The following is a 23,698-nucleotide window of genomic DNA, read 5'->3' as shown; positions in this document are numbered from 1 at the left end:
GTCGCCCTGCGGGCACAATCAGCCCGGTCCGCCGCGTCCCGTCCCGTTTTCGTTCACCCTGCGGGCAAACCCACGGTCATCCTCGCCTGCAGCCGCGGGCCTTGGCTTCTTCAATCGCGCCCGGGCGTGCATCGGGGACTCGGATAGGATGTCGGGGATCTCGCCGAGATGCGAGCGGATCGCGTCGTCCATGGCCTTGGGGGCATAGTCCGGCTTGAACGGCCGCGGCGTCTTCAGCTTGCGCATCCCTTCACGGTCGTAATTTCGCGCCGATCTCGGGTCGTATTCTTCCTCGATCGTCGCCTGGAAGGTCCGGTCGACGACCTCCTCTAGGCGCCGGACGTCATCCACCCCTTTCGCGGGCACGGAGAAGACACGCTCCACAGGCTTGGGCGGTGCCTCGGGGCCGGCATTCTCGAGCACGGGCTCGGCCAGCCCGTGGCGGCCGCCGCGGAACAATCCGAGGGCGAATCGCAGCCGGCCGTGCTCCTGCGTCGGTGTCCGCGCCACGCGGACGGAGAGGTCGCGCTTGTGCGGAAAACGCAGCTCGTTCTGGATGTCCTTCAGGCGGTTCGTGTCCAATAATTGGGGTGCGGCGTCGCGAGCGGCGTCGGAGAGGGATTGGAGCGTGTTTGGGGAGGCGGGGTCGACGGCCCAGCCCGCGCCCGGCGGGAGGGCTCGCACCTGCTCCATGAGCCGGTTCACGGTGTCGATTGCCCGTTCTTCGGCGGCGTGGCGGTCGCGGACGTGCAGGTTGACATGGGTCGAGGCATTGGACAGGCGCTGGCCGTTCACCACGATGTGCAGCGGCAAGACCCAGGTGTAATTGGGATTGCCGTCCGTCTGGAGCGTCTCGACCTGCAGCCAGCTCTCCTGGTCGCCCGCGCCGCGGAAGGGGAACCGCAGCGAGGCGGGGAAGTGCTCGATCTGCCCGTGCGTCAGCTCATGCCAGGGCCCGCCCCGGGACTGCACATGGGCCTTTAGCGAATCGGCGAGGTCGCGCTTGGTGAGCGGCAGGTGGGCGCCGTCGGGATGCGCCCGGCGGGCCTGCTCCAGCTGCTCGCGGACGAACTCGGCGCGCCGTTCGGCCTCCTCGCGATTGTCGGCGGAATAATTCAACCCGAGCGAGACGCCGATCTCCTCTCGGGGCCGTTCCCAGTTCATCTTGAGGCGATACTCGCCGTATTTCGGCGTCACACGGCTCCGGGCCGGCTCGGACGGGATGAACTCATCCTGTCCCACGTTGTAGCTGCCCTCGCGCATCGGACCGCGATAGGGAGCGATACCGGGCATGTCGAGGAGGTGGGCCTGGACGCGCCGTTTGAGGTCGAGAGCTTTCGTCGCGTCAGGCTCGTGGGTTACGATAGTGAGTATGGCCGGCTTTCCCGCCTCGTCTGCCAGATTGAGGATGATGGGATGATCCGGCGTGGGCTGGAGCAGCACCCGCAGACGGTAATGTGCGGGCAGCTTGTTACGCGCGAAGCCATCGGCGCGCGCGATGGCTGCGTCCGCCGTCAGTGGCGTCCGATCGGCCGGTTGCGGGTCGGCGTCCGGCGAGCCCTGCAGGTCTTGGAGCTGCATGGGCGGGAGTCGCGCCTCGTTGAGATGCTCTTCCGCCTTTTGATTGAGACGAACCATCGCCGCGTCGTGAAACTGGACCACGTGGTCGAATCGGTCGCTGACCTTATGGCGGTCGGCCTCATCAGCGTAGTGCGTGAGCAGGTGATGCGCCTCGCCCAGGTTGCAGGCGGGATCGTGTAGATCACTAGCCGCCGCTCGCGCGCTCGTGTCGGGGGAGTTGGCACGGACAAAGGCGGCCGTCTTCTCGTCGGGGAACATGCGGATCGGGAGTTGTGCGTTGCGATTGTGCTGCGCGAGCTCCTTGCGCTTGCGCCCCAGCTGATACTTCATCTTCTGAAAGTCGACGCCGGGCAGATGCTCGAGCTCGGTATTGCTGGAAAGCTTCAGATTGCCGGTTATGAACTGGTCGGTAATGAGATGGCTCAGCATGAAACCTGCCTGTCCCCTTGCCTTGGCATCGTTCTCCTGGAAACCCCCGACGACGATGAACGCGCTGGCATCGGATGGCCTGCGGAGGGAGGATCCCCCGCGTCGACTCTTTTGGAGGGCCCCATCGCCTTGGCCGGATACTACGAAGGGGACGCGTTCGGCGGCCAGATAACGATCGAGGGAGGCGGTGAGCGGAGACCTGTCGCTCTCCAGGTAGCTGCGTAGCGCGTCGAGCTTGCCGTCATCAGACGGGCTCACCCCCAGGCGGTGCGCCTCTCGGACGGTCGCCTTAAATTCTCGAATCACCTCGTCAAGCTCTTCCGGGCTGCCCAAGTGTCGTGCCAGTATCTGCGCGGCGGCGAGCCGGAGACTCTCCGGGGTGTGGCCGTCCGGGCCCAGGACGCGAGCCGCCTTGCGAAAGACCGGGTCGAACTCCCCGGATACGACGGCCTTCAGTGCGCCCACCAGCTTCTCTCGCACCTTCTCGCGGTCGTCGAGGTCGGACGGGCGCAACGCGACCAAGCTGTAATTGTAGGAGTCGAACAGGTTTTGTTCCGGCTCGAGGCTGTCGAATACGCTCGCGATTTTGCCGTGCAATAGCAGCACCACGCCGTCAGTACCGACGATGTCGCTGCGAATTTTCCGAGTTCCTTCTGACACAAAACACTACCGCGTTGTTACATAGCTGGCCCTCAAATTTAATACATTAACGGATTAAGGTAAGTTAATGTTTTGTGACGAATGGAATTGTTGTTATTCCATGGCTTAGCTCGATAGAATCCCCGCAGCGAACCCGCGTCTCCGTCAGATCTGGATCTTTTCGACCTCATCCAAGGTCACCTGGTCATTCGTCCGGTCGTAGAGCTTGGTCGTGCGCGGGCTGGCATGCGCGGCCATCTGTTGCGCCTTTTCCAGGGTGCCGGCATGCTCCAGGTAATTAGTGATACCCGTGGCCCGGAAGCTGTGGCAGCCGATCGCCGTCCTGATCCCGGCCTTATTCGCCCTCCTTCGTATCATCCGCCAGACGTCGGCGGTGAGCATCCCGTTCCGGGTTAGCGCGTCGCCCTTGCGTGTGGCCGTGCGGAATAGGGGGGCTCGTCGATCGCCCTCGATTCCAGCGGCCTGGACGTAGGCGTCGAGAAATTCCTCGAGCTTGTGATGGGCGGGCATCTCGTGCTGCTTGCCGCCTTTCTCTTGAAGCCGAAGCCACATGCGCTTGCCCTGAGGGTAGTAGTCCTCGACCGTCATTGTGACGACGGCGCCGACGCGGGCAAAGGTGAAGAACATCGCGGCGAGTAGGGCTCGATCCCGCAGATTCACGATGGAGACGGGCGGGATGCTGTCAAAAAGCGTCCGCGTCTCCTCTGAGGTGAGGACCGGCGTTTTGCCCTTGGTGACGACGTGCTTCGGGCCGCGGACGGCGTGGGCGGGATTGATCGGAATGATCTGGCCGGTGACGAGCCAGTCGAAGAGCATCCGAATCGTCGCCAAGTGTTGTTTAACGGTGGGCTTGGCGTGCGTCTTCCCGAGTGTCTCGATATAGGCCGCGACCATTATTGGGCGGATGTCCTTCATATCGCGGACGCCGCGACTTTCGCACCAACTCAGGAAGGTGATGGCATTGCGGAAGTAGGCGCGGCGGGTATGGACGTTGCGGATGTGGGCGGTGAAATACTCGGCAAATCGTGTGACGGCATCGTCGCCGGCATTGGCTAGGATTGCGGGCAAGAGCGTCGAGGGGTCGTACGGGCTCGACCGCCGAGGCTTGCGGATGAGGCCGGAACCTGGTGACTCAGGCGGCAAGGATGGGTACGTCATAGCCGGACAGGACCGCGTCTCTCGACACGAGGGTCATATCTTCAACCTTCGCTTGGGCGATGAGAAGCCTGTCGAAGGGGTCTTTGTGGACGGGTGGGAGATCTCGTAGGGCTGCCGCGTGGACGATCTTGAGCGGCAATTCGCGGAACCGGCACGACTCCATCAGATCCTCAGGGAACACGTTGACCCTCAGTTTCCCATTCGCCTGCTTAATGGCGATTTCAATGATCGAGGCCGCGCTGACGAAGACGAAGTTTCTTGGGTTTGCAATGGCGATGCGGGCGTCGGTGGCGAGCTGGCTGGAGTCGGAGAGCCACCACAGATAGGCGTGCGTATCCAGCAGGAGCTTCACGGCTGCTCATCGCCTTCGAAGAGTTTAATTGTCTCGTGGTCAGGTGCGTCGAAATCTTCGGAGATCCAGATTTGCCCCTTGAGCTGGTTGCCTTGGCGAGGCTGCGAGTCCATCTGAATGGGAACCAGTCGAACCAACGGCTCGCCCGATCGTGCGATCTGTACTTCTTCGCCCGCGAGCGCGAGTTCAATAAGCCGGGATAGTTGGGCCTTAGCCTGGTGGATGTTAGCGATTTCCATAGATCCTCAAATGGTTTGTTATATCCAATAATGAACTAACTTGATTCCTATGTCAACCAAGTTAGTCCGGCCCGCGGCCACCATATGAAAGATAACGTCCTTTATCTTTCATATGCGAAAATATCCATCGCGAGTGGAATTCTGTGCCATATTTAGCCAATTTGGCATAATCAATTTGCTTGCCAGAATTTTAATTTATGGCATTAACTATATATCACACAAAAAATTGATGGAATGGCGTATGGGAGCAGTCAGCCGGGGTAAAGTGTCATCGGGTCGAGTCGTCCTGCCCGCCGAACTTCGAAAGGAATTCGGCATCGAGAACGGATCGGAAGTCATCTTCAGCCGTACCGAGCACGGCATCGAGATCAGGACGGTCGACGAAACGATCCGTCAGGCACAGGAATTTGTCGCGCGATACACGACTCCCGGAGTGAGTTTGGTGGATGAACTCCTAGCGGAACGCCGGGAGGAAGCCTCGCATGAGTAGGTCGGTTCTTGATGCCTCCGCGCTGCTTGCTCTGCTGTTCAAAGAGTCCGGCTCTCAAATAGTCTGGGAGCATATTTCCGGGTCAATTATTTCGGCCGTCAACCTGTCCGAGGTCATAACGAAATCAATCGACGCTGGAATACCTGCCAAGGAAGCGAGCCAACTGCTCGCTGGATTGCCGTGCGAGATTATACCTTTTGACGCAGAGCATGCCTGTCTTTCCGCCAGCTTGAGGCCAGCGACCCGGCCTTTCGGCTTATCCTTGGGAGACCGCGCGTGCCTTTCCTTGGGCGTCAAGACGGGAGGCCCTGTATTAACGGCGGATCGGACATGGGAGGAATGCGGCCTCTCCGTGAAGTTGATCCAGCTTCGCTGAAGCCATTGATAGATAAAGCGGTTTATTTTGGTTGAAGAGAGAGTTGATGGTAGTGTCTCACTTTGAATCTCAGTTGATGTCTTTCTAAGGAAGGAACGATGCAGAAACCCAAGCCCTCAAACTCGACCATTCCCGGTGCCGCAGCCGAGCATTACGTCATGTGCCAGTTGCTGCGGCGAGGAAAGATAGCCGCTTTGGCACCTGCCGGCGTGCCTGACGCCGACATCATCGTCTCCGACCGCGTAGGAAGCGCGCTCGCGGCCGTCCAGGTCAAAGCACGACGCGATATCGGTAGCGATGGCGGATGGCATCTGAAGGCGAAGCATGAAACGATGATCCGCGGTCTGCTGTTCTATTGCTTCGTTGACTTCGGCCGTTCGCTAGACGATGCGCCGCAGTGCTGGATTTTGCCGAGTGCGATTGTGGCCAATACGCTCGCCACGTCGCACAAGGCTTGGCTCGCTGCGCCAGGCAAGGCCGGGCGTCCCCATCAGGACCACGACATGAGGCGGCTTCTGCCGCACTACCCGCAACTGGCCAACGACCCGAATTTCTCAACCGGGTGGCTCGATGCCTACCGAGAAGCGTGGGAGCTGATCACGCCCTCTTCGTGAAGCTCAAGCTGAGACACCACAGGGCTGGCAATCGACTTGTCTATGTGCATGCAAGCGGCTAATGTGGGTATTTCCTACCCATTTGCTATTGGTTTTGCCGGAATGGACTGTGGCGACTTCGGATTGTTAGATTCCAATTGAATGAACGCAAATTGGACCCGAGATTCTTGATTGTAATTTGCGAGAAATAAACTTTTAACACAATTGTCGCATTTAATAATGAGTGAACCATCAAATCAAGGATCGACCTGGCGCGCCATGGGTTTTAGGGCCGTGGTTTTCTTAACCGGTATAACGCTGTATCGTTCGGGAAAATTAGATCCTTTGATTCATACAGTCGGTGGATGGCTGGGTGTCCGTTCCCAGGTGCAGAGTGAAGGCGGCCCCTCAGGCCGTGTTTCGATAGCAGCCGAGGCCCTTGCGGCAAGCCCGAGTCCCGGTTCGTCCTCAAACATATCCGTGCCGGTGACTCCTGTGACTACCACGATGCCGCGGACGCGGTGAATCCAGTCCTTGCGGCCGACTATCTCGAGTCTGGAGAGCGGTATCGCCCGCCTTCGTTCATTCTTCTCCCTCGTCTGCGTGGTCACCTTTTAGAAGATCTCGTAATTCGGGGATGATCCTCTGCTCTTCCGTCTCGACATTTCCGCTCAGGATCCACCTGTCAGTATCGGGGTCAAAACCTACCTCGAAGAAGGTCCTCTTGGGCGAGCTGAATTTGTAACTGAACTTGTTGGGCGCCGTAGGATGGTCCCGCAAGCGTTCCAGCCCTTCCCTCAGCGAATCCGGCGGGAAATCCACCCAAGGTTGCCCCTGGAAGATCCACCCAACCAGATCTCCGATGATCCCGTCATAGTCCTGCAAGGCAACCGCGAAAATGCCCAATTCGTCGAGTTCGTAGGCGCAGAAGAGACGGCCTAACGTCTTCAAGTCTTCGAGTCCAGCGAACCCCAGGCCGATCGTGACGGTCCCCTTGCTCACATAGAGCACGACGATCTGGCGATGCGGACCGAACTTCTTGGTCACCGCTTCCATGATCGCGAGGAGGTCGGAGGTTTCGTCGAACCTCTCGAACTGCGCCCCAAGCTTGATGAAGCCTGTGCTGAGCTTCTCCGCGTCAGGCGCATCCTTCGCGACCTGGTCGTCGCGCTCGAGCAGCGATTGAACCTCGACGCCCAGCGCCTTCGCGATCTTCGCTACCGTCACGACCAGCACCGGCTTCCCGCGCTCGCAATTCGTCACGGTCCCCACCGAGCAGATCGCCTTGCGCGCCAGGTCTTCGATCCGCCACCCCTTCTCAATCCGCAGCGACGTGATGACGCCCTTCCTTACTTTGACAGTGCGGCCCCAAGGCTCTGTCGTCGGACCTTCGCCTGTCACCACGACCGTCGTCTCCTGTCGCGAAATTGCGGGGAATGACTGCAGCTTGCAGGCAGTTTCTGTCCAGGTTGGCGGGAGCTTAAACCCCTATAGCTCTATGATTTTGATCGAGGGCCGAGACGATCGCAAGCCTCGCCCGAGACCTGTCCCCAACGAGGAGGAGACCGATGGCACCGGAGATTATACAGGCCGTCCCGCTCAAGAACATCGAGCTGGTCCCGCTGCTCAGGAAGTCGATCAACGAGGAGAGCCTCGCCGGGCTCATCCAGTCGATTCGCGAGGTTGGCTTGCTCTATCCGCCGCGCCTCACCCCTCAGGGGGACAAGTTCCTGCCGGCCGACGGATATCACCGAATCCTTGCAGCCATGAAGCTCGGCTGGGCCGAGATCCCGGCGATCATCGAGGCGAAGCCCCTCTCCGAGGGCGAGATGATCCAAAAGGGATTCATCGCCAACTCGCAACGCGTCGAGAACTCCCACCTGGAGAAAGCCGAGGGCATCGCACGGCTCATGGTCGTCACCGGCTGGAACGCCTCGACAGTGGCGGAGAAGCTGGGGCTGTCGAACGCGACCGTCTCGCGGTTGCTATCGCTTCTGGAGCTGCCGGAGCCGATCCGCGAGCGGGTCCACCGGGGCGACATCTCCCTGAGCGCGGCCTGCGAGCTGGCGCGGGTCGAGGACGGCGAAACCCAGGCGTCTCTGGCCGGTCAGGTCGCCGCGGGCAAGCTGAGCCGTGACGCACTGGCTGGGTCGGTGAAGTCGCAGAAGCGTGCCGCCTCCGCTCCGGCGACGACGGCACCGTCCCGCGTCACGGCGAAGCTCGGCGGCGGCCGCACCGTCTCGGTCGTGGGCGATTCCCTCGACCTTGAGGGCTTCATCGAGATGCTCGAAGAGGTCCTCACCAAGGCGCGCAAGGCGAGGAGTCAGGGGATCGAGGTCGGGACCTTCGCCAAGATGCTGCGCGATCAGGCGGGTTGACCAGCCCGCCTCCGGTGGGGCTGGCCGACGTGAGCTGCGTGGAAAAAACTCGGGCCGGGGAGGTGGCCGATGTGGGGGAAAAAATCAGAAACTTCGAGGCCTCGCACGCCATGGCACCTCTCCGAGCCGCTGCTCTATCTCTCGGAGGCGGACCCGTGGTCGAATGCGGACGCCTTCGAAGGGACGCTCGTATTGGGCGCCACGGGCAGCGGTAAGTCGTCGGGGAGCGGCCGGGAGCTCGCGCTTTCCTTCCTGCGGGCCGGGTTCGGGGGGCTGGTGCTGACGGCCAAGCCCGACGAGCGGACACTGTGGGAGTCGTATTGTCGGGAGGCGGGTCGCGAGGGAGACCTGCTCGTCTTCGGGCCGCTGCAGTCCCTGTGCTTTAACTTCATCGACCACGAACTCAAGCGTCCCGGCGCCGGCGCGGGATTGACCGAGAGCATCGTCAACCTCCTCTCCACGGTGCTGGAAGTGGCCGAGCGCGGCGCGAGCGGCGGCCAAGGCGGGCGCGAGGACGAGGGCTATTGGCGCCGTGCAATGCGGCAGCTGATGCGCAATTTGGTGGATCTCCTCGTGCTGGGCAAGGGGAGCCTCTCCATCCCCGACCTGTACCGCCTGGTCGTCTCGGCGCCGACATCGACCGAGGAAGCCCGGTCTCCTGAGTGGAAGCGGGACTCGTTCTGTTACGAATGCCTGAAGCGGGCCGACGAGCGGGACAAGACGCCGCGTCAGCGGAAGGATTACGAGATCGTCGCCGATTACCTCATGCTGGAATTCCCGGCGCTTTCCGAGAAGACCCGATCGGTGATCGTCTCGACCTTCACCAGCATGATCGACGTCCTCAACCGGGGCATCCTGCGCGACCTCTTCTGCGGCGATACCAACGTGACGCCGGAGGTAGTGGAAGCGGGCAAGGTCCTGGTGATCGACCTGCCCGTCAAGGAATTCTCCGAGGTCGGCCTCTTCGCCCAAGTGCTCTGGAAATACGTGTTCCAGCGATCCATCGAGCGGCGGGACTCGGCCGCCAACCCCCGGCCAGTCTTCTACTGGGCGGACGAAGCCCAGAATTTCGTGACCTCTTACGACATGCAGTTCCAGACCACGGCGCGCAGCTCCCGCGTGGCGACGGTCCTGCTCAGCCAGAATCTCTCGAACTTCTACGCCGCCCTCGGCGGCGGCGATCGGGGAAAGGCGGAGGCGGACTCGCTCTTGGCCAATCTCAACACCAAGATCTTCCACGCCAACGGCGACCCAGTGACGAACGAGTGGGCCTCGACCCTCGTCGGCCGCACGCGGCAGTTCTTCGTGAATGGCGGCAACAGCTACCAGACCGTCGACATGCTGAGCTTCCCCTGGATGCGTTCCTTGCCGTCGATCAACGCCGGCATCTCCGAGTCGTTCGAGTTCGAGCTGCAGCCGAGCGTCTTCACGGCGCTGCGCAGGGGCGGCTTCGCCAACCATGGCGAGGTGGACGGGATCATTTTCCAGGGCGGCAGGCGGTTCCGCGCCAACGGCCGATCCTGGATCCGTCGGACCTTCCGCCAGCGCGGATAGCCCCCTCGCCTCTGTTGATCCCAATCTCATCGGCCGTTCGCTCGGCTTCGCGGGGAAGCTGCGCGCCGGCCGAGCCCTCAACCCTGGGAGGTGTCCCTTTGAACGATCAGCAAGGCCAGGCCCAGAACGGCAATGTGAGGCTGACCTTCTCGCAGCTCCTCTTCATCCCACGGTCGCTCGCGTTCTCGGTCGAGGTGTTCCTCCACACCAAGATGGGCGATCGCTACTCGGACGTGCAGGCGGCGGCCGTGCTGTTCCTGGTCCCGCTCTATGCCGCCCTCTGGGAGGGGCGCGATCCGACGCCTCTGTTCATCTTCCTGGCGCTGTACGTGGCGATGTGCCTGCGCAACCGGATCGAGTGCTTCCTCCGGCGCGGCAAGCCGCCCGTCTGTCACTCCCGCTACACGGGCCTTCCCCGGCTGATGGGGCAGTGCCCCGGCCGCGACGAAGTGTACGTGAAGCAGCATGTCGAGCCGGTCGTGGTCTTCGTCTTCGGCGGGGCGCTCTGCCCGCTGTCGGAGCCCCTCGGCGTGTACCTGATGCTGGCGGCCGCCGGCCTGTTCTTCTCGGTGCTGGCCTCGGCGGCCGTCGACCGCCAGCTCGTCCTCGACATCAACGACCTGATGATCGAGCAGCAGGAGCGCGCGGAGCAGTTCCGCGCGATGCGTGATGACCAGCCTTGAACCCGGAGGTGGACGATGTCTGGGAGCGAAGCAAAACCCAAGATCGGCGCCGAGCACGCTTCGGCGATGTGGCGCCAGGGCCTCCGCGAACTGCGGTCGGCCGTGTATCCCGAATCCAACGTGTCCCAGCCGCCCGAGTACGGCGTCTACGGCACGAAAACGCCCGGCGAGGTCGCCCAGGATCGCCGCAGCGACGCACGCGACACCGAGGACGGGAGCGTGAAGTCCAAAGAATCTGCCCTCGAGGCTCGCGCACGCCAGGCCGAGACCCGGGCCGCCAGGGCCGACGCGGGCAAGGGTGTCGAACGCGGCTGACATCGAGTCATTTCGCAGGATGCAGGCACGGGCACGGATGCCCTGCGTTTCCTTCCTTAATTCCTTCGAAGCCACTGAGGGGTCGATTCAATGTTCACGCTGATGAAAGCCGGGCTCGCCGGCCGGCGACTTCCGATCTTCTGCGCCGCGTTCGGCATCGCGGCCGGGTTGGCGCTCGCCATGACGAGCTATTGCCCGTGGTATCGTTACGGCCCGGTGCGGTTTCGGGCCTGGAAACAAGTGGCGCCGCGGATCGAGCAGTCCGCCGCGGAAACCCGGGCCGAGGCCGAGGCGTCGATCGGCCAGGTCGGGGAGTTCTTCGCGGAGCGGCGGAAAGGAGCCCGCGCCTTCGCCGCCGACATCCTCTCCCTGGGCGGGAAGTGGGAGTTCGTGCGCGGCAAGTTCGAGACGGGAAGCCACGAGCGGTATCTCGAGGATTGCTTCCGGCGCCACCTGTTCCGCCCCGACGAGTTGAAGGCGGTCATCGAGTCGGCCGTCACCAGATTCGTCAGCGAGGCGCAGGGCCGCGAGAACCAGCTCCTGATCGACATCCGCGCCGACCTGGCCGACGGCGAATTGGCAGGCCAGGACTACCTCCCCTCGCTCCACAGCGAGGAGGAGTTCCACCTGCGGTTCCAGGCCGTGTTGGAGGAAATCCTGCCAATCCTCAGCCGGGACGTCGAGGCGATGGTCGGCCGGGAGATGGTCTCCTTCGTGGCGTCCGAGATCGCCACCCAGATCCTCACGGAAATCGGGACCTCACTGGCAATCCGGCTCGGCCTCTCGGGAGGCATCCTCGGGACCGGGGCCTTCACGGCCACGGCGAGCGCGGGCCTCACTTTAATCGGCGGCCTCCTTGTCGACCAGGCGCTCAACTGGGTTATGCGCGAGGCGGGCTACGACCCGGAGGGCGAGATCGCCGCGCAGGTCGAGGCGTCGCTCGCCCGCCTCGAATCGCTCATCCTCGACGGGCCGACCCCGGCCGACTTCCCGGATTACGATCCCGCCGCCAATCCTCTGGCCGACCCGAAGTTCAGGGTGCTCTTGCTGCCGCGCGGCGAGCCCATCCCTGACGAGGCGACGATGACCGCCCTCTTCCTGGAGTTCCGGTCCGTGCAGGCCCGGGAGGAGCTCGCCCGCGCGGCCCACGAGCGGCCCGGGAGCCTCGGCCTGCGCAATCAGCTGCGACGCCTGGACGAGGGCCGATCGAAGCTACGCGAATCGGCGCTCAGGCGCCTGATCCTGGAAGGGGGTGTGCGATGAGGATCCTGCGCAGCCTATCCATTGCCGTCCTCCTCACCGCGTTCGCAGGAACCGAGGCGTGGGCCGACCTTCGCAGCAAGGCGGCCCGGGAGGCGGCCGAATACGTCCTGAAGAAATTCGGCGTGACAGTCGTGCGCGAGGGAAGCGAGACCCTCGCCGAGCGCATCGCCGCGGCAGCGTTACGCCACGGCGACGACGCGATCACGGCCGTGAGAAAGGTCGGCCCCAAGGCCCTCACCCTGGCCGACGAGGCCGGAGAGCAGGCCCCGAAAGTCTTGCGGCTGCTTTCCAAGCATGGCGAGGATGCGGCCGTGTGGGTCGTCCGCCGCCCTGGTGGTATGGCGTTGCTCTCCCGTTTCGGCGACGACGCGGCGGAGGTCTTGATCAAACACAAGGGCCTGGCCGAACCCCTGCTCGAGCGCGTGGGCGGCCCCGCAGTCAAGGCGCTCGGGGCCGTCGGCCCTCAAGGCGGCCGGCGCCTGGCCATGATGGCGCAGGGCGGGGAATTGGCGGCGATCGGCCGCGGTGCCGAGCTGATGCAGGTGATCGCGAGCCATGGCGATCCGGCCATGGATTTCATCTGGCGGAATAAGGGGCCACTAGCGGTAGGGACCACCCTCACCGCCTTCCTGGCCAAGCCGGAGGCGTTCATCGACGGGACGAACCGGCTGGCCGGCACCGTCGCTGAGAACGCCGTGAGGCCCGTGGTCCAGGAGACGGCGAAGGCCTTTTCCTGGCTCCTGCAAGCGGCGACCACCATCGCCCTCCTGGGCTCCGCGGGCGGGGTCTTCCTCGCGGTCCGCTACCCGCGGGCTGCGTCCGGGCTGGCAAGAATCGCCTTCGCGAGCCTGCCGAAGGGACCGCGGTCGTGAGGCCATACCGAATTTGAGCCGGTCCGGCGGCGGGGATTGCGCGTGTTGGTGCATCCCGCCGGGTCCGGATGTTCTTTCGGGCGGTCTCCCGATCCGTCCGCAAGCGAGGAGGTCACAATGTTCATCGAATCGCAGGCAGCGGACCCGGCGGTGCACCGACTCTGCATCCGCATTTCTCGCCGCTGCGTTCACGTCATCCAGGCGGTGTTGCGCGAGGAGGAACGCATCGAGGCGATGCGCGAATTCTACCGCGTCTGTCGCGAGGAATTGGACAAACCCACTTCTGTCGGGGAGGTGTGACGGTGGCGGACGAACGACTCCCTTCGGCCGAGGATCTCCAGGGACTGAACGCCGAATGGGCCGCGGACCAGGCCGCCGCCCGCGATCGCGACTTCGGCCCGGTGGACGCGGCGACGTACGAACAGCGCGTCCGGGAAGGTGTGGCCAGCGTCCGGCACCTAGAGCCGGAGCCACCCAAGCCGGACGCCTCCGAATTGGGCCGAATCCTGGACCGGATCGAGCGATCCTGGCCTCGCCGGGAGGCACAGGGCCGCGAGCTGGAACGATGAGCGGAGGCAGGCATGGCCGACGATCCGCGATCAAAACCCGATGCACCGCCGAGCGCCTTGGAGCATCGGTTGTGCGCCATGGACGCCGTGTACCGGCGATTCGGCCGCGATGGGCTTCGGGACTATCCGCTCAGCGACGTCTCCCTGCTCCTGTCCTCGAAGCAGATGGAGCTTCGCGACGCGCCGCAGGGACGTGATGCCGACGAGAAACAGCGTGCAGCGAACCGGCTGCTGGAGCTCGAGATCCGCGAAATTTCCGGCCATGTGGACGCCGTGATATCCGGCGCCGGGCTGTCGACGCTGCAGCGTGCCGAGTCGCGGCTCAGGCCAAGGACCGAGCGCGGAGGGCCGAATGGCGGGCACCGCCCCGAGAAGTCGGGCCGCAATGTTGACCGCGAGGGTTAGACCGAGGCGATCGTGGCGAGAGAACCCAAGCCGAGGAGCATTATCGATGGAGACGCGAGAAATGGCGGCCGTCCTGATCCCGGCCGAGGAAGTGGCTTCGATGCTAGGCGTATCGGAGCGGACGCTGTGGCGCCTGCTCAGCGCAGGCAAGATCCCTGAGCCGCTGCGGATCGGGCGGAATACCCGATGGCGGTGGGCGGAAATCCGGGAATGGATCGAACGCGGTTGTCCGAAACGATGACCTGGCGCAATTGTGGCAGTGAACTTATAATTAGGGTCGGGTGACCGTCCCGCTTATCAGGAGACCGGCCGATGGCCTCGATCTTCAAGCTCAGCCGAGACAAGGGGAAGAGAAACCGCCCGTATTACATCCAGTATTTCGACCACGACGGCAAGCGGGCCACGGCGAAGGGCTTCACCGACAAATCCCTGACCGAGCATCTGGCGGCCAAGCTCGAGAACGAGGTCATGCTCCGCAAGCGGGGGATGATCGACCCGGCGCAGGAACGGCTCCTGGCGATCAAGCAGTCGCCGATCGCCGATCATCTGGCCGCCTTCGAACGGTCGCTCTCCAATACCACGACAAAGCACCAGAAACTGACCATGACCCGCATCCGGAGGGTGATCGAGGGCGGCGGCTTCCGTTCGATCGGCGAGCTGGACGCCGAACAGGCGGAGGAATGCCTGAAGGCGGTCCGCAACGCGGACGACCTGGGGGCGAGGACGTACAACCATTACCTGCAGGCGGTCGACGAATTTGGCAAGTGGCTGGTCTCGACGAAGAGACTGCCCTCCAATCCGCTGGCCGGGATCGACCGCCTGAATTCCGAGACCGACGTCCGGCACAAGCGGAGGGCTCTCAGCACGGAGGAAGTATCGCGCCTGGTGGAGTCGGCCCGGACAAGCGGGGAAGTGGTTCAGGGATACGAGGGCGAGCTGCGAGCGCGGGCCTACCTGATGAGTTTCTACACCGGCCTGCGTCGGCAGGAAATCGGCAGCCTCACGCCACGCTCTTTCCGGCTGGATGACGTCCAGCCGATCCTCACGGTCGAGGCCGCCTGCTCGAAGCACCGCCGCAAGGACGTCCTGCCGATGCACCCGGACCTCGTCGAGATGGTGCGTGATTGGGTGCGTGGCATCGGCTTGGATGAACTGCTTTTCCCCCGGATCGAGAGGAAGAAGACATGGTTGATGGTCAAGAAGGACCTGGAGCGGGTCGGCATCCCCTACGAGACGCCAGACGGGATCGCCGACTTCCACGCCGCGGGGCGGCATAGCCACATCACGGGGCTCGTCCGATCCGGCGCCTCGATCATGGAGGCGAAGGAACTGGCCCGGCACGCCGACATCCGCCAGACGGCGAAATACACTCACATCGGGATGGAGGACAGGGCGGAGGCCCTCGGCAATCTGCCCTCGCCGGACGTATCAGCACACGTTGATCGTCTGCACATTGTCTGCATTTCGGGCGGCGTCTTGGGTCGGGAGGTGTCGCCCGTTGTCATCGAGCCCGATCAGTACGCTCGGCCCGGAAACGAACAAACCCCTGATTGCTCAGGGGTTGTGTCGTCTTCTGTCGCAAGTTGTCACCAGATGGCAACTTGCATCGAAGTGGAGGCGGCGGGAATTGCACCCGCGTCCCGAGATCCATCCGTGAGGGCATCTACGTGCGTAGCCGCTCATTTGATTGTCGGCCTAGGAGCCCCGGTCGGCAGGGTCCCTTTCGGCTTATCCCATCATGAATTTAGCCCAAGCCGCAACGGGCGGTTAAGCTCGGGCGATCCCGCTTTAGCGTCTTCGGACGGGGCTCACGGGAAAAGACCCGTCACGAAGCCGTTTCTGCTCTTAGGCAGCCATACGGAGAGAGGGAGTCCTCTCGGCAGATAAATTTTGGTCGGCTTTTTACGAGGCCCGCTGACCAACCTCGGCACGCCACCTTTCACTTCAGCAATCCGGTCGATCCTGGTTCGCCCCCGTACCCAATGCTCGGCCGGGAGACTCGCCATTCAAGATTCATTATGACCGGAGAAACCACCGCGTCAAGGGTATGAAGACCGTGGCGCTCTCCAAACAAGACCGGTCAGCCGCGGCCTCGGACGGCTCGATCCATGTCGCGCTTGGCATCCTGTTTCTTGAGCGCCTCACGCTTGTCGTAAAGCTTCTTGCCGCGCGCGACGCTGATCTCAACCTTGGCGATCCCGTCCTTGAAGTAGATTCGTAGTGGGACGATCGTGAGGCCTCGCTCCGATGCCTTCGCGACGAGCTTGTCGATCTCCTTCCGATGGAGCAACAACTTGCGAGGACGCTTGGCTTTGTGGTTCATGCGGTTGGCCTGGAGGTATTCCGGGATGTCGCAACCGTAGAGCCAGACTTCCTCGTGATCGATACCGGCGTAGGATTCTTCGAGGCTCGCCTTGCCGTTCCGAAGGCTCTTCACCTCGGTCCCGGTCAGCACGATCCCGGCCTCGACCGACTCCATGAGCTCGAACTCGAACCGGGCGCGACGGTTGCGTGCGACAGTCACGAACGAGACGTCGTCCGCTTTGCCTTTCGATTTGCTTTTGCCGCCGCTCTTGGCCATCGCCTCGGCTCCTTGCCTCGCTTGTGTGACTTGCCTTTGATGAACGAATTATAAAGGGCGGGGCGCAGTCGCGGCAATCGGAGCGGCGACGGATCACCGGCCAACCCGACTCGCGTCGCAAGCCGCCAGGATCTCGGCCGCGACCGCTATGGGATCGCCTTCGGGGTCGACTTCGAGGATCGGAGTGTCTCCCAAGGCGTCGAGTCCGTTCCAGTAAGACGAGGCTCGTGCGAAGAGGCGCCGCGAGCTTGCAGGAGCGACGACGAATGTGGGAGTGAGCATTCGTCGGCGGTAGAACTCGACTCGATCGCGACTCAACAGACCCTCGGTACCTCGGCGAAGTTCGGCGACCTCTGCGTCAAACCAGAAATCACTGAGGATCCAGCGTTGCTCCTCGGTCGACTTGGCCCAACGATCGAGGTTGAGTCCTTCACATCGACTCTCAAAGGCTCGGACTCGATCGGCCAGGCTTTGTCGCTCTCTTGACTCGGGTGTCGGGTCATACCCAACGGGGACGATCTCCGCCTCCAGTTGGCGAGAAAGGTGGGGGAGTAACTCGACTGCAAAAGCTTTGGGAAAACCGAAGAGGGCCAAATTGCTGGGTCGTCGGTCGAGGTTGATGAGCAGTTCTCGGATCGTTCGGCACGTCAGGGGATCAACTGCCTCGGCGGCGATTTCGGCCAGCGGGGCGAGGACGAATCGACGCACGGCCATCCTTGGGTGCGGAACAATGAGAGAGAGCGAGGGATCGGCATCGTTCCCCAGGTTCATTGCCCCGGTCTCGATGATCTGCTGGTCGAAGAGGAGGAGATCGAGATCAATCGGCCGCTCTCCCCAACGGACGGTTCGGATCCGCCCCGCTTGCTTTTCGAGAGACTGGAGGAGTCGGAGCAGGGCAGGGGCGTCGAGCTCGGTTTGGAGGGCCGCCGCGGCGTTGAGATAGAATCCCTGGCCGCCAGGTCCTCCGACGGAAGGCGTCTCGATGAACTGGCTTACTGCGTGAACGGTGACCTGACCCGAGGCGGCCAAACCTTCGATAGCGGCTTCCAGGAAGGCCCTGCGTTCGCCGAGGTTACTCCCGAGGCCGATGAAGGCGTTTGTGTTCATGTGTTGAGTCTGCCCGGCTCAGGTCGTGGGTGGCTCACCACCCCGACAACAATTCATCCCATCCGCGGATCAACAGGAGTCGTTCGATCAAATGCGTTATGTGATCCAGGTCATCGAGCGCATGGATTGCCTCACTTGTTGCTTGATCGGGTGGGCCGAATCGGTCGGAACCGACCTTCAGAAGAACTTTGGTCGCCCCTGCGATCTCTCCTTCCCGTCTTCCTTCAAGCTTTCCTTTCGCTCGGCCTTCCTCGAGGATCATCTGATAGATGGAGGAATCCTTGAGATCGAGCACGGTCCAGACCTCATCGATCAAGGGTTTCGTGAATTCGGGAGGATAGCGGAGGCCGGTAAGGATGAGGAATGCAGTCCAAAGCGTGACTGCGTCACTGGGAGTGGTTTCCGAGTACAAACGCTCGGCGACCCGATGGACGAGCGCGGGGAATTGCTCTTGAGAGATCCTCGCGAGCGAGGCCAAGGGGAGGGTCGAGAGGCCTCCTTCAAGCACTTCGGCCGCCGACTTCTCCCAGGCCCGGATGACGACGTAGTGGAAGACAAGAGAGGGCCTTCCATCCGGTAGTCGGACCTCGAAGACGCCCGACAGTCGTGCCCGCTCCGACTCGGGACGCAACAGGACGGCCACAGTCTGGACCGGGGCCTTGTGCCGTTCTCCCAGCAGGACATTATAGCGGAGGAGGCGTGTCTCGAAGCTCTGTCGTGGCTGGATTGGAACTCGAGATGGACGAGCCACGGCTTCGGGCCATCGACCCGAACGACCGCGTCGGCCGCGGCGGAGACCGTGCAGAGGTCGGTATCCAGGACGTGAAGAGGGCCGTCGGGCACGAGGCTGGCCGCGGCCAACCAGGTGCCCGGGTCGGTCTCGAACAGGTGCTTGGTTGCGGCGTCGAAAGGTTTGGCCACGAGCCAGGCGCTTCGGCAACGGTCAGAGCTTCAATTTGCCGATTCGCTCGACGGCTTCGATCAGGCGAGGGGTTTCGACGGTCAAGGCTGCGCGGATGTACTGATCGGCGGTCCGGCCGAAACCGAGCCCCGGGGTCGTCACGACGTCAGCCTCGTCGAGGATCCGGCTGCAGAGCTCGCTCGAGGTGTATCCCTGGGGGCAGGGGATCCAGACGTAGAAGGTGGCTCCGGGAGTCGGGACGTCCCAACCGATCGACTTCATCTTGGAGACGAAGGCGTCGCGACGCTCTTTGTAGAGGGCACGAATGGGAGGGGTGAGCGTCTCGTACTCGTCGAGCGCGGTTTTCCCCGCGAACTGGATCGCCGTGAAGATGCCCGAGTCGGTGTTCGCCTTCACCTGGCCGAGGGCCGCGATCTGGGGAGCTCCGCCGATCGCGAAGCCGACGCGCCAGCCGGTCATGTTGAACGTCTTCGAGAGGCTGTGGAACTCGATCGAGACCTCCTTGGCACCGGGCACCTGGAGGATGCTCGGGGCGGGATGGTCGTAGTACATCTCGTTGTAAGCCGCGTCCTGGGCGATGACGAGGTTGTGGGTCTTCGCGAGGTCGACGACCTTCTCGAAGAAGGCGAGGTCGGCCATCCCCCCGGTGGGATTGTTCGGGTAGTTCAGGAACATCAAGCGGGCGCGGGTGAAGACGTCGGCGGGGATCGAGTCGAGGTCGGGGAGGAAGCCGAGGCTCGGTTCGAGCGGCATCGTATAAACGTCGGCACCGGCGAACATGCTGCTCGAGCGGTAGACCGGGTAGCACGGATCGGGGACGAGGCTGATGTCGCCCGGGTTGAGCACGGCGAGGGGGAAGTGGGCGATCCCTTCCTTCGAGCCGATCAGGGGCAGGATCTCGGAGTTGGGGTCGAGGTCGAGGTCATATCGCGCCTTGCAGAACTTGGCGATCGACTGGCGGAGTTCGGGCGCCCCCTGGTCGAGGGCGTACTGGTGGAACGCCGGGTTTTCGACGTTCTGCTGGAGGCTCTGGATGATCGCCTTGGGGGTCGGCCGGTCCGGGTCGCCGACGCCCAGGTTGATCACGTCGCGTCCCGCGGCCATCGCGGCCTTCTTCTTCTTGTCGATCTCGGCGAAAAGGTAGGGCGGGAGCTTCTGGAGACGCTCGGACTTCACGAATGACGTCGACATCGAAATTCCTGCGGAGTAAGAGGGAAAGTCGGCGATGGGCGGGGCTTGGACCTCGACCCTCGCTCGATCCTCTCGAACCAGGAAGCCCTCGCCACTTCGGGAGGATTCAACTGGGATGATCGGGGCCACTCCCCGGGTTCGAGGTGGGCCTGGTTGACCGCTGATTGGAATCAGGGGCGATGCCGATCCAAGAGGAGCCGAACGAGAACGCTTTCTGATGCCAATCTTTCAACGCACCAGGGTAGTCGCCCCAGGAATCGGAAGTCAACCGGTCGAGGATGCCGCGGACCGTCTCGCGTTACGGTTGTGGCGACCTGCGATTGGCCCCAGTCGCGGTCCGCGATGTTTGCACGGGAGCGGGAAGGCAATGTCAGTCATAGACCTTGGTCATGTGCTGACATGAAGTCGCTTGCCTGACGCGATGGACTTCGAGGTTTTCCCGCGGTGACAGGCTCGACCGTCGCCATGATGCCGACTTCGAGGGTCGGGGGCCCACTCGGGCTAGACCTTGTGTCGCACGAAAAGACTTCATCTGCCGGGACGTCTACGCTGTAGCCCCCTCGGGGATGTTGTCGTTGGCGTAAACGTTCTGAACATCTTCATTCTCGTCGAGCAGGTCCCGAAGCCTGAGCATCCGCTTACCGTTGTCGATGTCGAGATCGACCACGGTGGTTGGGATATAGCTCGTCTCGGCGCTCTCCGTGGCGATCTTGTGGGTTTCGAGACCCTTGCGGATCACCTCGAAGGACTTCGGGTCGCACGTGACCTCGTAGTAGTCGTCGACCCGCTGCAAGTCGTCGGCACCGACCTCGAGCACGACCTCGGTCAGGCGATCCTCGGCGACGGACTTGGCTTCGATGACGAAGATACCCTTGAAGGAGAAGAGGTAGTTAACGCAGCCGGTCGAGCCGAGGTTGCCTCCGCAAACTTCGAAGATCTTGCGGAGTTCGCTCGCGGTCCGATTCCTGTTGTCCGTCAAGACCTCGCAAAGGACCGCGACACCACCCGGCCCATAACCTTCGTAGATGACTTCCTCGTAGTTCTCGGCACCGAGTTCGCCGGTCCCTTTCTTGATCGAGCGCTCGATGTTGTCCTTCGGGCAGCTATAGGATCGCGCCTTGTCGATCGCGTAGCGGAGCTTCAGATTGGCGTCGGGGTCGCCGCCGCCGCGGCGGGCGGCGACGAAGATGGCCCGACAGAGCTTGCTGAACAGCTTGCCGCGTTTGGCGTCGACGACTCCCTTGCGGTGTGCGATGTTCGCCGAATGGGAATGACCAGCCATGTTCCTTCCAGACTCCCCACGTTTCTCGAAGTCGAATCCGCAATGACGCCGGGGACGCCTCGAGTCCCGGCGAACGAGGATGCGGCGGGGAGGCGACTTCGCACTCACCCGAGCCGCGTCCTTGCGTACATTCTGACGTGTGATGGCCGACGCGAAAGCCTTTCGACTCGCGATCAGGGTGTATCGCCGGAGGCCGGCTTCGGGGTCGGGGCGAGTTTTCCCAGCGACTCGAGCTTCTTTCGAATCTCGGTCAGACGCTTATCGCTGGGGATGGCCTTCTTGGCGGACTGCTCCGCATGTTCCCAGGCCTCTTTGGCCTTGGCATTCTCCTGGAGCCGGAAGTAGACGTCGCCCAGATGTTCGTAGATCGTCGCGTCACCACCTCCGGAGAGCTGTTTCACGGCCCTCTCGAGTGGCTCGACCGCTTCCTGGAACTTGTTCCGCTTGTAGAGGACCCAGCCGAGGCTGTCGAGGTACGCCCCTTCGTTGGGGCGACCCTGAAGGGCCTTGCGGATCATGGACTCGGCTTGCTCGAGATTCTTCCCCTGGTCGGCATAGAGGTAGCCAAGGTCATTGTTGACCCCGGGATCTTCCGGGTTCCGTTGGAAGAGGACTTCGAGCTCGGCCTCGCCCTTGGCGTAGTCCCCGACGTTCACATAAGCAACCGAAAGGCCTGAGTGGGCGGCTTCGGCCAGCTCCTCGTTATTCGGGAAGCGCTCGAGGAGGTCCTTGTAGAGTGTGATCGCCTGCTCATTCCGACCGAACTGCGTCAGCAACGAGCCGTAGAGCCGGTTGAAGAAGACGTTGGCCGGGTCGTTCTTGATCGCCCCACGGAGGGAGTCGAAGCCCTCGTCGAGCTTGCCCGAGAGGACCAGCGACCAACCGAGGATGACCTGTCCTTCAGGGTTCTGCGGTTCGAGCTTCAGGCCCTCACGGACGGTCTCCACCGACTTGTCATACTGTCCGGCGCGATGATAGTACTCTCCGAGGCTGATCAGAGTCCTGACGTTCCGCTCGTCGGGAAAACGCGTGAGCATTTCATTGACCGTCGCGGCGGCCTCGTCATACTTGTGCATCTCGTCGCCCAACGAGTGCGCGATCTCGCGATAGATCTGCGGGCTCGGGTTCTGTTTGAGGAGGACGCGGAGGATCGGGACCAGTTTCTCCGACTTACCCGTATCCTTGGCGATGGCCGCGAGGATTTGCACGGACGACCCAGGAATCTGCGGCGGCTCCGCGGACAGCATCTTCAGGCCCGCGTCGAGTACCCCATCCGCGAGCGCCGAATCCTTGACGACGGCTTCGAGCTGCTTCTTGACGGCCTCGTAGCCCGATGGCTTGCTGAGGGCTTCGACGAAGACTTTGAGGAGCTCGTCGGCCTTCCGACGCTTCAACAGCGAGGCGGCCAGGGCCGCGTATCCCTCGGGATTGGGGTGGGCCGCGAGAAGCGACTTATAGATGGCTTCGGCCCTGTCCACCTGGCCGATCTTGTGATAACGATCAGCGAGGGCGTATTGCAGCGAGAGGTTGCTCGCATCCGTCTTGGCCGCTTGCTCGAGTCTCGGGGTGATCTCGGCCTCGCGGTGTAACGAGGTCAGGATCTTCTCGATCAGTTCGTACGCCTCGCTCCCCTGGGGCTGTCGCTTGAGGTAGGCGTCCACGATCTCGAGCGCCCGGTCGCCCTGACCCGCGCCGAGAAGGGCTTCGGCCAGGCTGAGAGAGAGGAGCGAGTGTTCGTCGTCGTAGACGAGACCGTGGCGGAACGCCTTGATGGCGAGGTCGTATTTGTTGGCCTTGAGGAAGACCTTTCCGAACTCGAGATAGGCTTCGGCCGGGTCGTCGCCGAGGATCCGCATCTGGTCGACCGGCGAGAGTCGGTTCGCCGTCTTCTCGTCGAGCGACTCGAGGACCTGGGCGTAGGCCTCCGCGGCCTTGTCGTCCCGCTGGAGTCGGTCCGCGTAGAGCTTCCCGAGCTCGAACTCGGCGAGGATGTCTCCCGGGGAATGACGGGCGAGGCGAGGGTTGGCGAGCACCCCTTTGAGAATCGTTTCGACGCTCGCGTGATCACCTTTGCGGTTGTAGTGAGTGACGAGTCGGCTGATGGTATCGGTGTCGCCCGGGTCGGAGTCGAGGACTTTCCGGGAGTATTGGAGGGCTTCCTCGACCTTGCCTCGCATGAAACAAAGGCGGCTCAAGCGCTTCAGGATGGCCACCGAGTCGGGCTCGGTCTTGAGGGCCTTCTCGAGCAACTCGATGGCTTCGTTCCAGGACCTATGGTCCTCGAGCGCCCTCGCGGCACTGTAGTCACGAACCGCCTCGATTTCGCGCCGGGTTTCGACGGTTCGAGGGGTCTTGGGGACGAAGAGTGCAGGCGGATCCTCATCGGGCAGGCCGAAGAGGGCCGAACGGTCCCGATCCGGGGTCGAGGCCTCGGGGGTGGGTTTATCGGCATCGGGGGGAGCGGCAAAAGACGAGGTTGGGGCGTATCCAAGCGCCACCGAGACCCAAGCCAGTGCCAAAATCCATGCACGGAGTGTTCCGATCATGATCACGCCTCCCCTGCATCACGCCGGACGTTGTACCGAGTCGTCGCTTTCGTGCTCCCACTCGGCGGCCGGTGGGACCGGACTACCCGTAAGACCTCACGAATCACTACTCTACGACAAACAGTCGCAACCGGCATCGTAACACGTTACGA

The 23,698-nt window shown here is 62.8% G+C and carries 24 protein-coding genes, 1 other RNA gene and 1 pseudogene; 14 read left to right on the top strand and 12 right to left on the bottom strand.

Features of this window, described 5'->3' with window-relative positions; all coding sequences use genetic code 11:
* Positions 1-18: 18 nt before the first annotated feature.
* The 4 genes from ACYOEI_RS05265 to ACYOEI_RS05250 form a co-directional block, all read right to left on the bottom strand.
* Complete coding sequence (locus ACYOEI_RS05265; RefSeq protein ID WP_462848279.1) at positions 19-2,670, bottom strand: hypothetical protein; 2,652 nt, start codon at positions 2,668-2,670, stop codon at positions 19-21.
* A 144-nt stretch (positions 2,671-2,814) separates the two neighbouring features.
* Entirely contained in the window at positions 2,815-3,738 is a 924-nt protein-coding gene (locus ACYOEI_RS05260) for a tyrosine-type recombinase/integrase (RefSeq protein WP_462848278.1), read from the bottom strand.
* A gap of 64 nt (positions 3,739-3,802) precedes the next feature.
* Positions 3,803-4,180, bottom strand: a complete 378-nt coding sequence (locus ACYOEI_RS05255) for a type II toxin-antitoxin system VapC family toxin (RefSeq protein WP_462848277.1) — start codon at positions 4,178-4,180, stop codon at positions 3,803-3,805.
* Positions 4,177-4,419, bottom strand: a complete 243-nt coding sequence (locus tag ACYOEI_RS05250) for a type II toxin-antitoxin system Phd/YefM family antitoxin (protein WP_462848276.1) — start codon at positions 4,417-4,419, stop codon at positions 4,177-4,179. The genes ACYOEI_RS05255 and ACYOEI_RS05250 overlap by 4 nt, the downstream gene beginning before the upstream one ends.
* A gap of 229 nt (positions 4,420-4,648) precedes the next feature.
* Here ACYOEI_RS05250 and ACYOEI_RS05245 point away from each other — a divergent pair, with 229 nt between their 5' ends.
* The 3 genes from ACYOEI_RS05245 to ACYOEI_RS05235 all read left to right on the top strand — a co-directional run bounded on the left by ACYOEI_RS05245 (position 4,649) and on the right by ACYOEI_RS05235 (position 5,899).
* Positions 4,649-4,909: an AbrB/MazE/SpoVT family DNA-binding domain-containing protein gene (locus ACYOEI_RS05245; RefSeq protein ID WP_462848275.1), complete on the top strand. Its 261-nt coding sequence runs from the start codon at positions 4,649-4,651 to the stop codon at positions 4,907-4,909.
* Positions 4,902-5,285, top strand: a complete 384-nt coding sequence (locus ACYOEI_RS05240) for a type II toxin-antitoxin system VapC family toxin (RefSeq protein ID WP_462848274.1) — start codon at positions 4,902-4,904, stop codon at positions 5,283-5,285. The genes ACYOEI_RS05245 and ACYOEI_RS05240 overlap by 8 nt, the downstream gene beginning before the upstream one ends.
* A gap of 98 nt (positions 5,286-5,383) precedes the next feature.
* Positions 5,384-5,899, top strand: a complete 516-nt coding sequence (locus ACYOEI_RS05235) for a hypothetical protein (protein WP_462848273.1) — start codon at positions 5,384-5,386, stop codon at positions 5,897-5,899.
* A 561-nt stretch (positions 5,900-6,460) separates the two neighbouring features.
* Here ACYOEI_RS05235 and ACYOEI_RS05230 read toward each other — a convergent pair.
* Positions 6,461-7,282, bottom strand: a complete 822-nt coding sequence (locus ACYOEI_RS05230) for a helix-turn-helix domain-containing protein (RefSeq protein WP_462848272.1) — start codon at positions 7,280-7,282, stop codon at positions 6,461-6,463.
* A gap of 164 nt (positions 7,283-7,446) precedes the next feature.
* Between ACYOEI_RS05230 and ACYOEI_RS05225 the strand changes: the two genes are divergently transcribed.
* The 11 genes and pseudogenes from ACYOEI_RS05225 to ACYOEI_RS05175 form a co-directional block, all read left to right on the top strand.
* Positions 7,447-8,256, top strand: coding sequence for a ParB/RepB/Spo0J family partition protein (locus tag ACYOEI_RS05225; protein ID WP_462848271.1), 810 nt, complete (start codon positions 7,447-7,449; stop codon positions 8,254-8,256).
* A gap of 69 nt (positions 8,257-8,325) precedes the next feature.
* Complete coding sequence (locus ACYOEI_RS05220) at positions 8,326-9,810, top strand: type IV secretory system conjugative DNA transfer family protein (RefSeq protein WP_462848270.1); 1,485 nt, start codon at positions 8,326-8,328, stop codon at positions 9,808-9,810.
* Between the two features lie 98 nt (positions 9,811-9,908).
* Entirely contained in the window at positions 9,909-10,493 is a 585-nt protein-coding gene (locus ACYOEI_RS05215; RefSeq protein WP_462848269.1) for a hypothetical protein, read from the top strand.
* A gap of 15 nt (positions 10,494-10,508) precedes the next feature.
* Positions 10,509-10,808, top strand: coding sequence for a hypothetical protein (locus tag ACYOEI_RS05210; RefSeq protein WP_462848267.1), 300 nt, complete (start codon positions 10,509-10,511; stop codon positions 10,806-10,808).
* A gap of 90 nt (positions 10,809-10,898) precedes the next feature.
* A complete protein-coding gene (locus ACYOEI_RS05205; RefSeq protein WP_462848266.1) occupies positions 10,899-12,071 on the top strand; it encodes a hypothetical protein in 1,173 nt (390 codons plus the stop codon).
* Positions 12,068-12,943, top strand: coding sequence for a hypothetical protein (locus ACYOEI_RS05200; RefSeq protein WP_462848265.1), 876 nt, complete (start codon positions 12,068-12,070; stop codon positions 12,941-12,943). Before ACYOEI_RS05205 ends, ACYOEI_RS05200 begins: the two co-directional genes overlap by 4 nt.
* A 117-nt stretch (positions 12,944-13,060) precedes the next feature.
* Positions 13,061-13,243 (top strand): hypothetical protein, encoded by a 183-nt coding sequence (locus tag ACYOEI_RS05195; protein WP_462848264.1) that lies wholly within the window; start codon positions 13,061-13,063, stop codon positions 13,241-13,243.
* Between the two features lie 2 nt (positions 13,244-13,245).
* Positions 13,246-13,512: a hypothetical protein gene (locus ACYOEI_RS05190; RefSeq protein WP_462848263.1), complete on the top strand. Its 267-nt coding sequence runs from the start codon at positions 13,246-13,248 to the stop codon at positions 13,510-13,512.
* 12 nt (positions 13,513-13,524) lie between these two features.
* Complete coding sequence (locus ACYOEI_RS05185) at positions 13,525-13,917, top strand: hypothetical protein (RefSeq protein WP_462848262.1); 393 nt, start codon at positions 13,525-13,527, stop codon at positions 13,915-13,917.
* 46 nt (positions 13,918-13,963) lie between these two features.
* Complete coding sequence (locus tag ACYOEI_RS05180) at positions 13,964-14,158, top strand: helix-turn-helix transcriptional regulator (protein ID WP_462848260.1); 195 nt, start codon at positions 13,964-13,966, stop codon at positions 14,156-14,158.
* A 71-nt stretch (positions 14,159-14,229) separates the two neighbouring features.
* Positions 14,230-15,237: pseudogene (locus tag ACYOEI_RS05175) on the top strand (tyrosine-type recombinase/integrase); the annotation flags it as partial.
* A 289-nt stretch (positions 15,238-15,526) separates the two neighbouring features.
* Here the strand turns inward: ACYOEI_RS05175 and ssrA are convergent.
* From ssrA to ACYOEI_RS05140, 7 genes are all read right to left on the bottom strand, one after another.
* Positions 15,527-15,892: a transfer-messenger RNA gene (gene ssrA / locus ACYOEI_RS05170) on the bottom strand.
* 105 nt (positions 15,893-15,997) lie between these two features.
* Positions 15,998-16,498 (bottom strand): SsrA-binding protein SmpB, encoded by a 501-nt coding sequence (gene smpB / locus ACYOEI_RS05165; RefSeq protein ID WP_462848259.1) that lies wholly within the window; start codon positions 16,496-16,498, stop codon positions 15,998-16,000.
* A gap of 93 nt (positions 16,499-16,591) precedes the next feature.
* On the bottom strand, positions 16,592-17,605 hold the full coding sequence (folK, locus tag ACYOEI_RS05160) for a 2-amino-4-hydroxy-6-hydroxymethyldihydropteridine diphosphokinase (protein WP_462848258.1): 1,014 nt from the start codon (positions 17,603-17,605) through the stop codon (positions 16,592-16,594).
* A 34-nt stretch (positions 17,606-17,639) separates the two neighbouring features.
* Positions 17,640-18,356, bottom strand: a complete 717-nt coding sequence (locus ACYOEI_RS05155) for an RpnC/YadD family protein (RefSeq protein WP_462848257.1) — start codon at positions 18,354-18,356, stop codon at positions 17,640-17,642.
* 192 nt (positions 18,357-18,548) lie between these two features.
* Positions 18,549-19,718, bottom strand: coding sequence for an LL-diaminopimelate aminotransferase (locus tag ACYOEI_RS05150; protein WP_462848256.1), 1,170 nt, complete (start codon positions 19,716-19,718; stop codon positions 18,549-18,551).
* Positions 19,719-20,262: 544 nt separating this feature from the next.
* Positions 20,263-21,000, bottom strand: coding sequence for a YebC/PmpR family DNA-binding transcriptional regulator (locus tag ACYOEI_RS05145; protein ID WP_462848255.1), 738 nt, complete (start codon positions 20,998-21,000; stop codon positions 20,263-20,265).
* Between the two features lie 173 nt (positions 21,001-21,173).
* Positions 21,174-23,546, bottom strand: coding sequence for a tetratricopeptide repeat protein (locus ACYOEI_RS05140; RefSeq protein WP_462848254.1), 2,373 nt, complete (start codon positions 23,544-23,546; stop codon positions 21,174-21,176).
* Positions 23,547-23,698: the final 152 nt, after the last annotated feature.

Source organism: Singulisphaera rosea, assembly GCF_054877945.1.
This window is presented reverse-complemented; position numbering and strand designations above follow the sequence as displayed.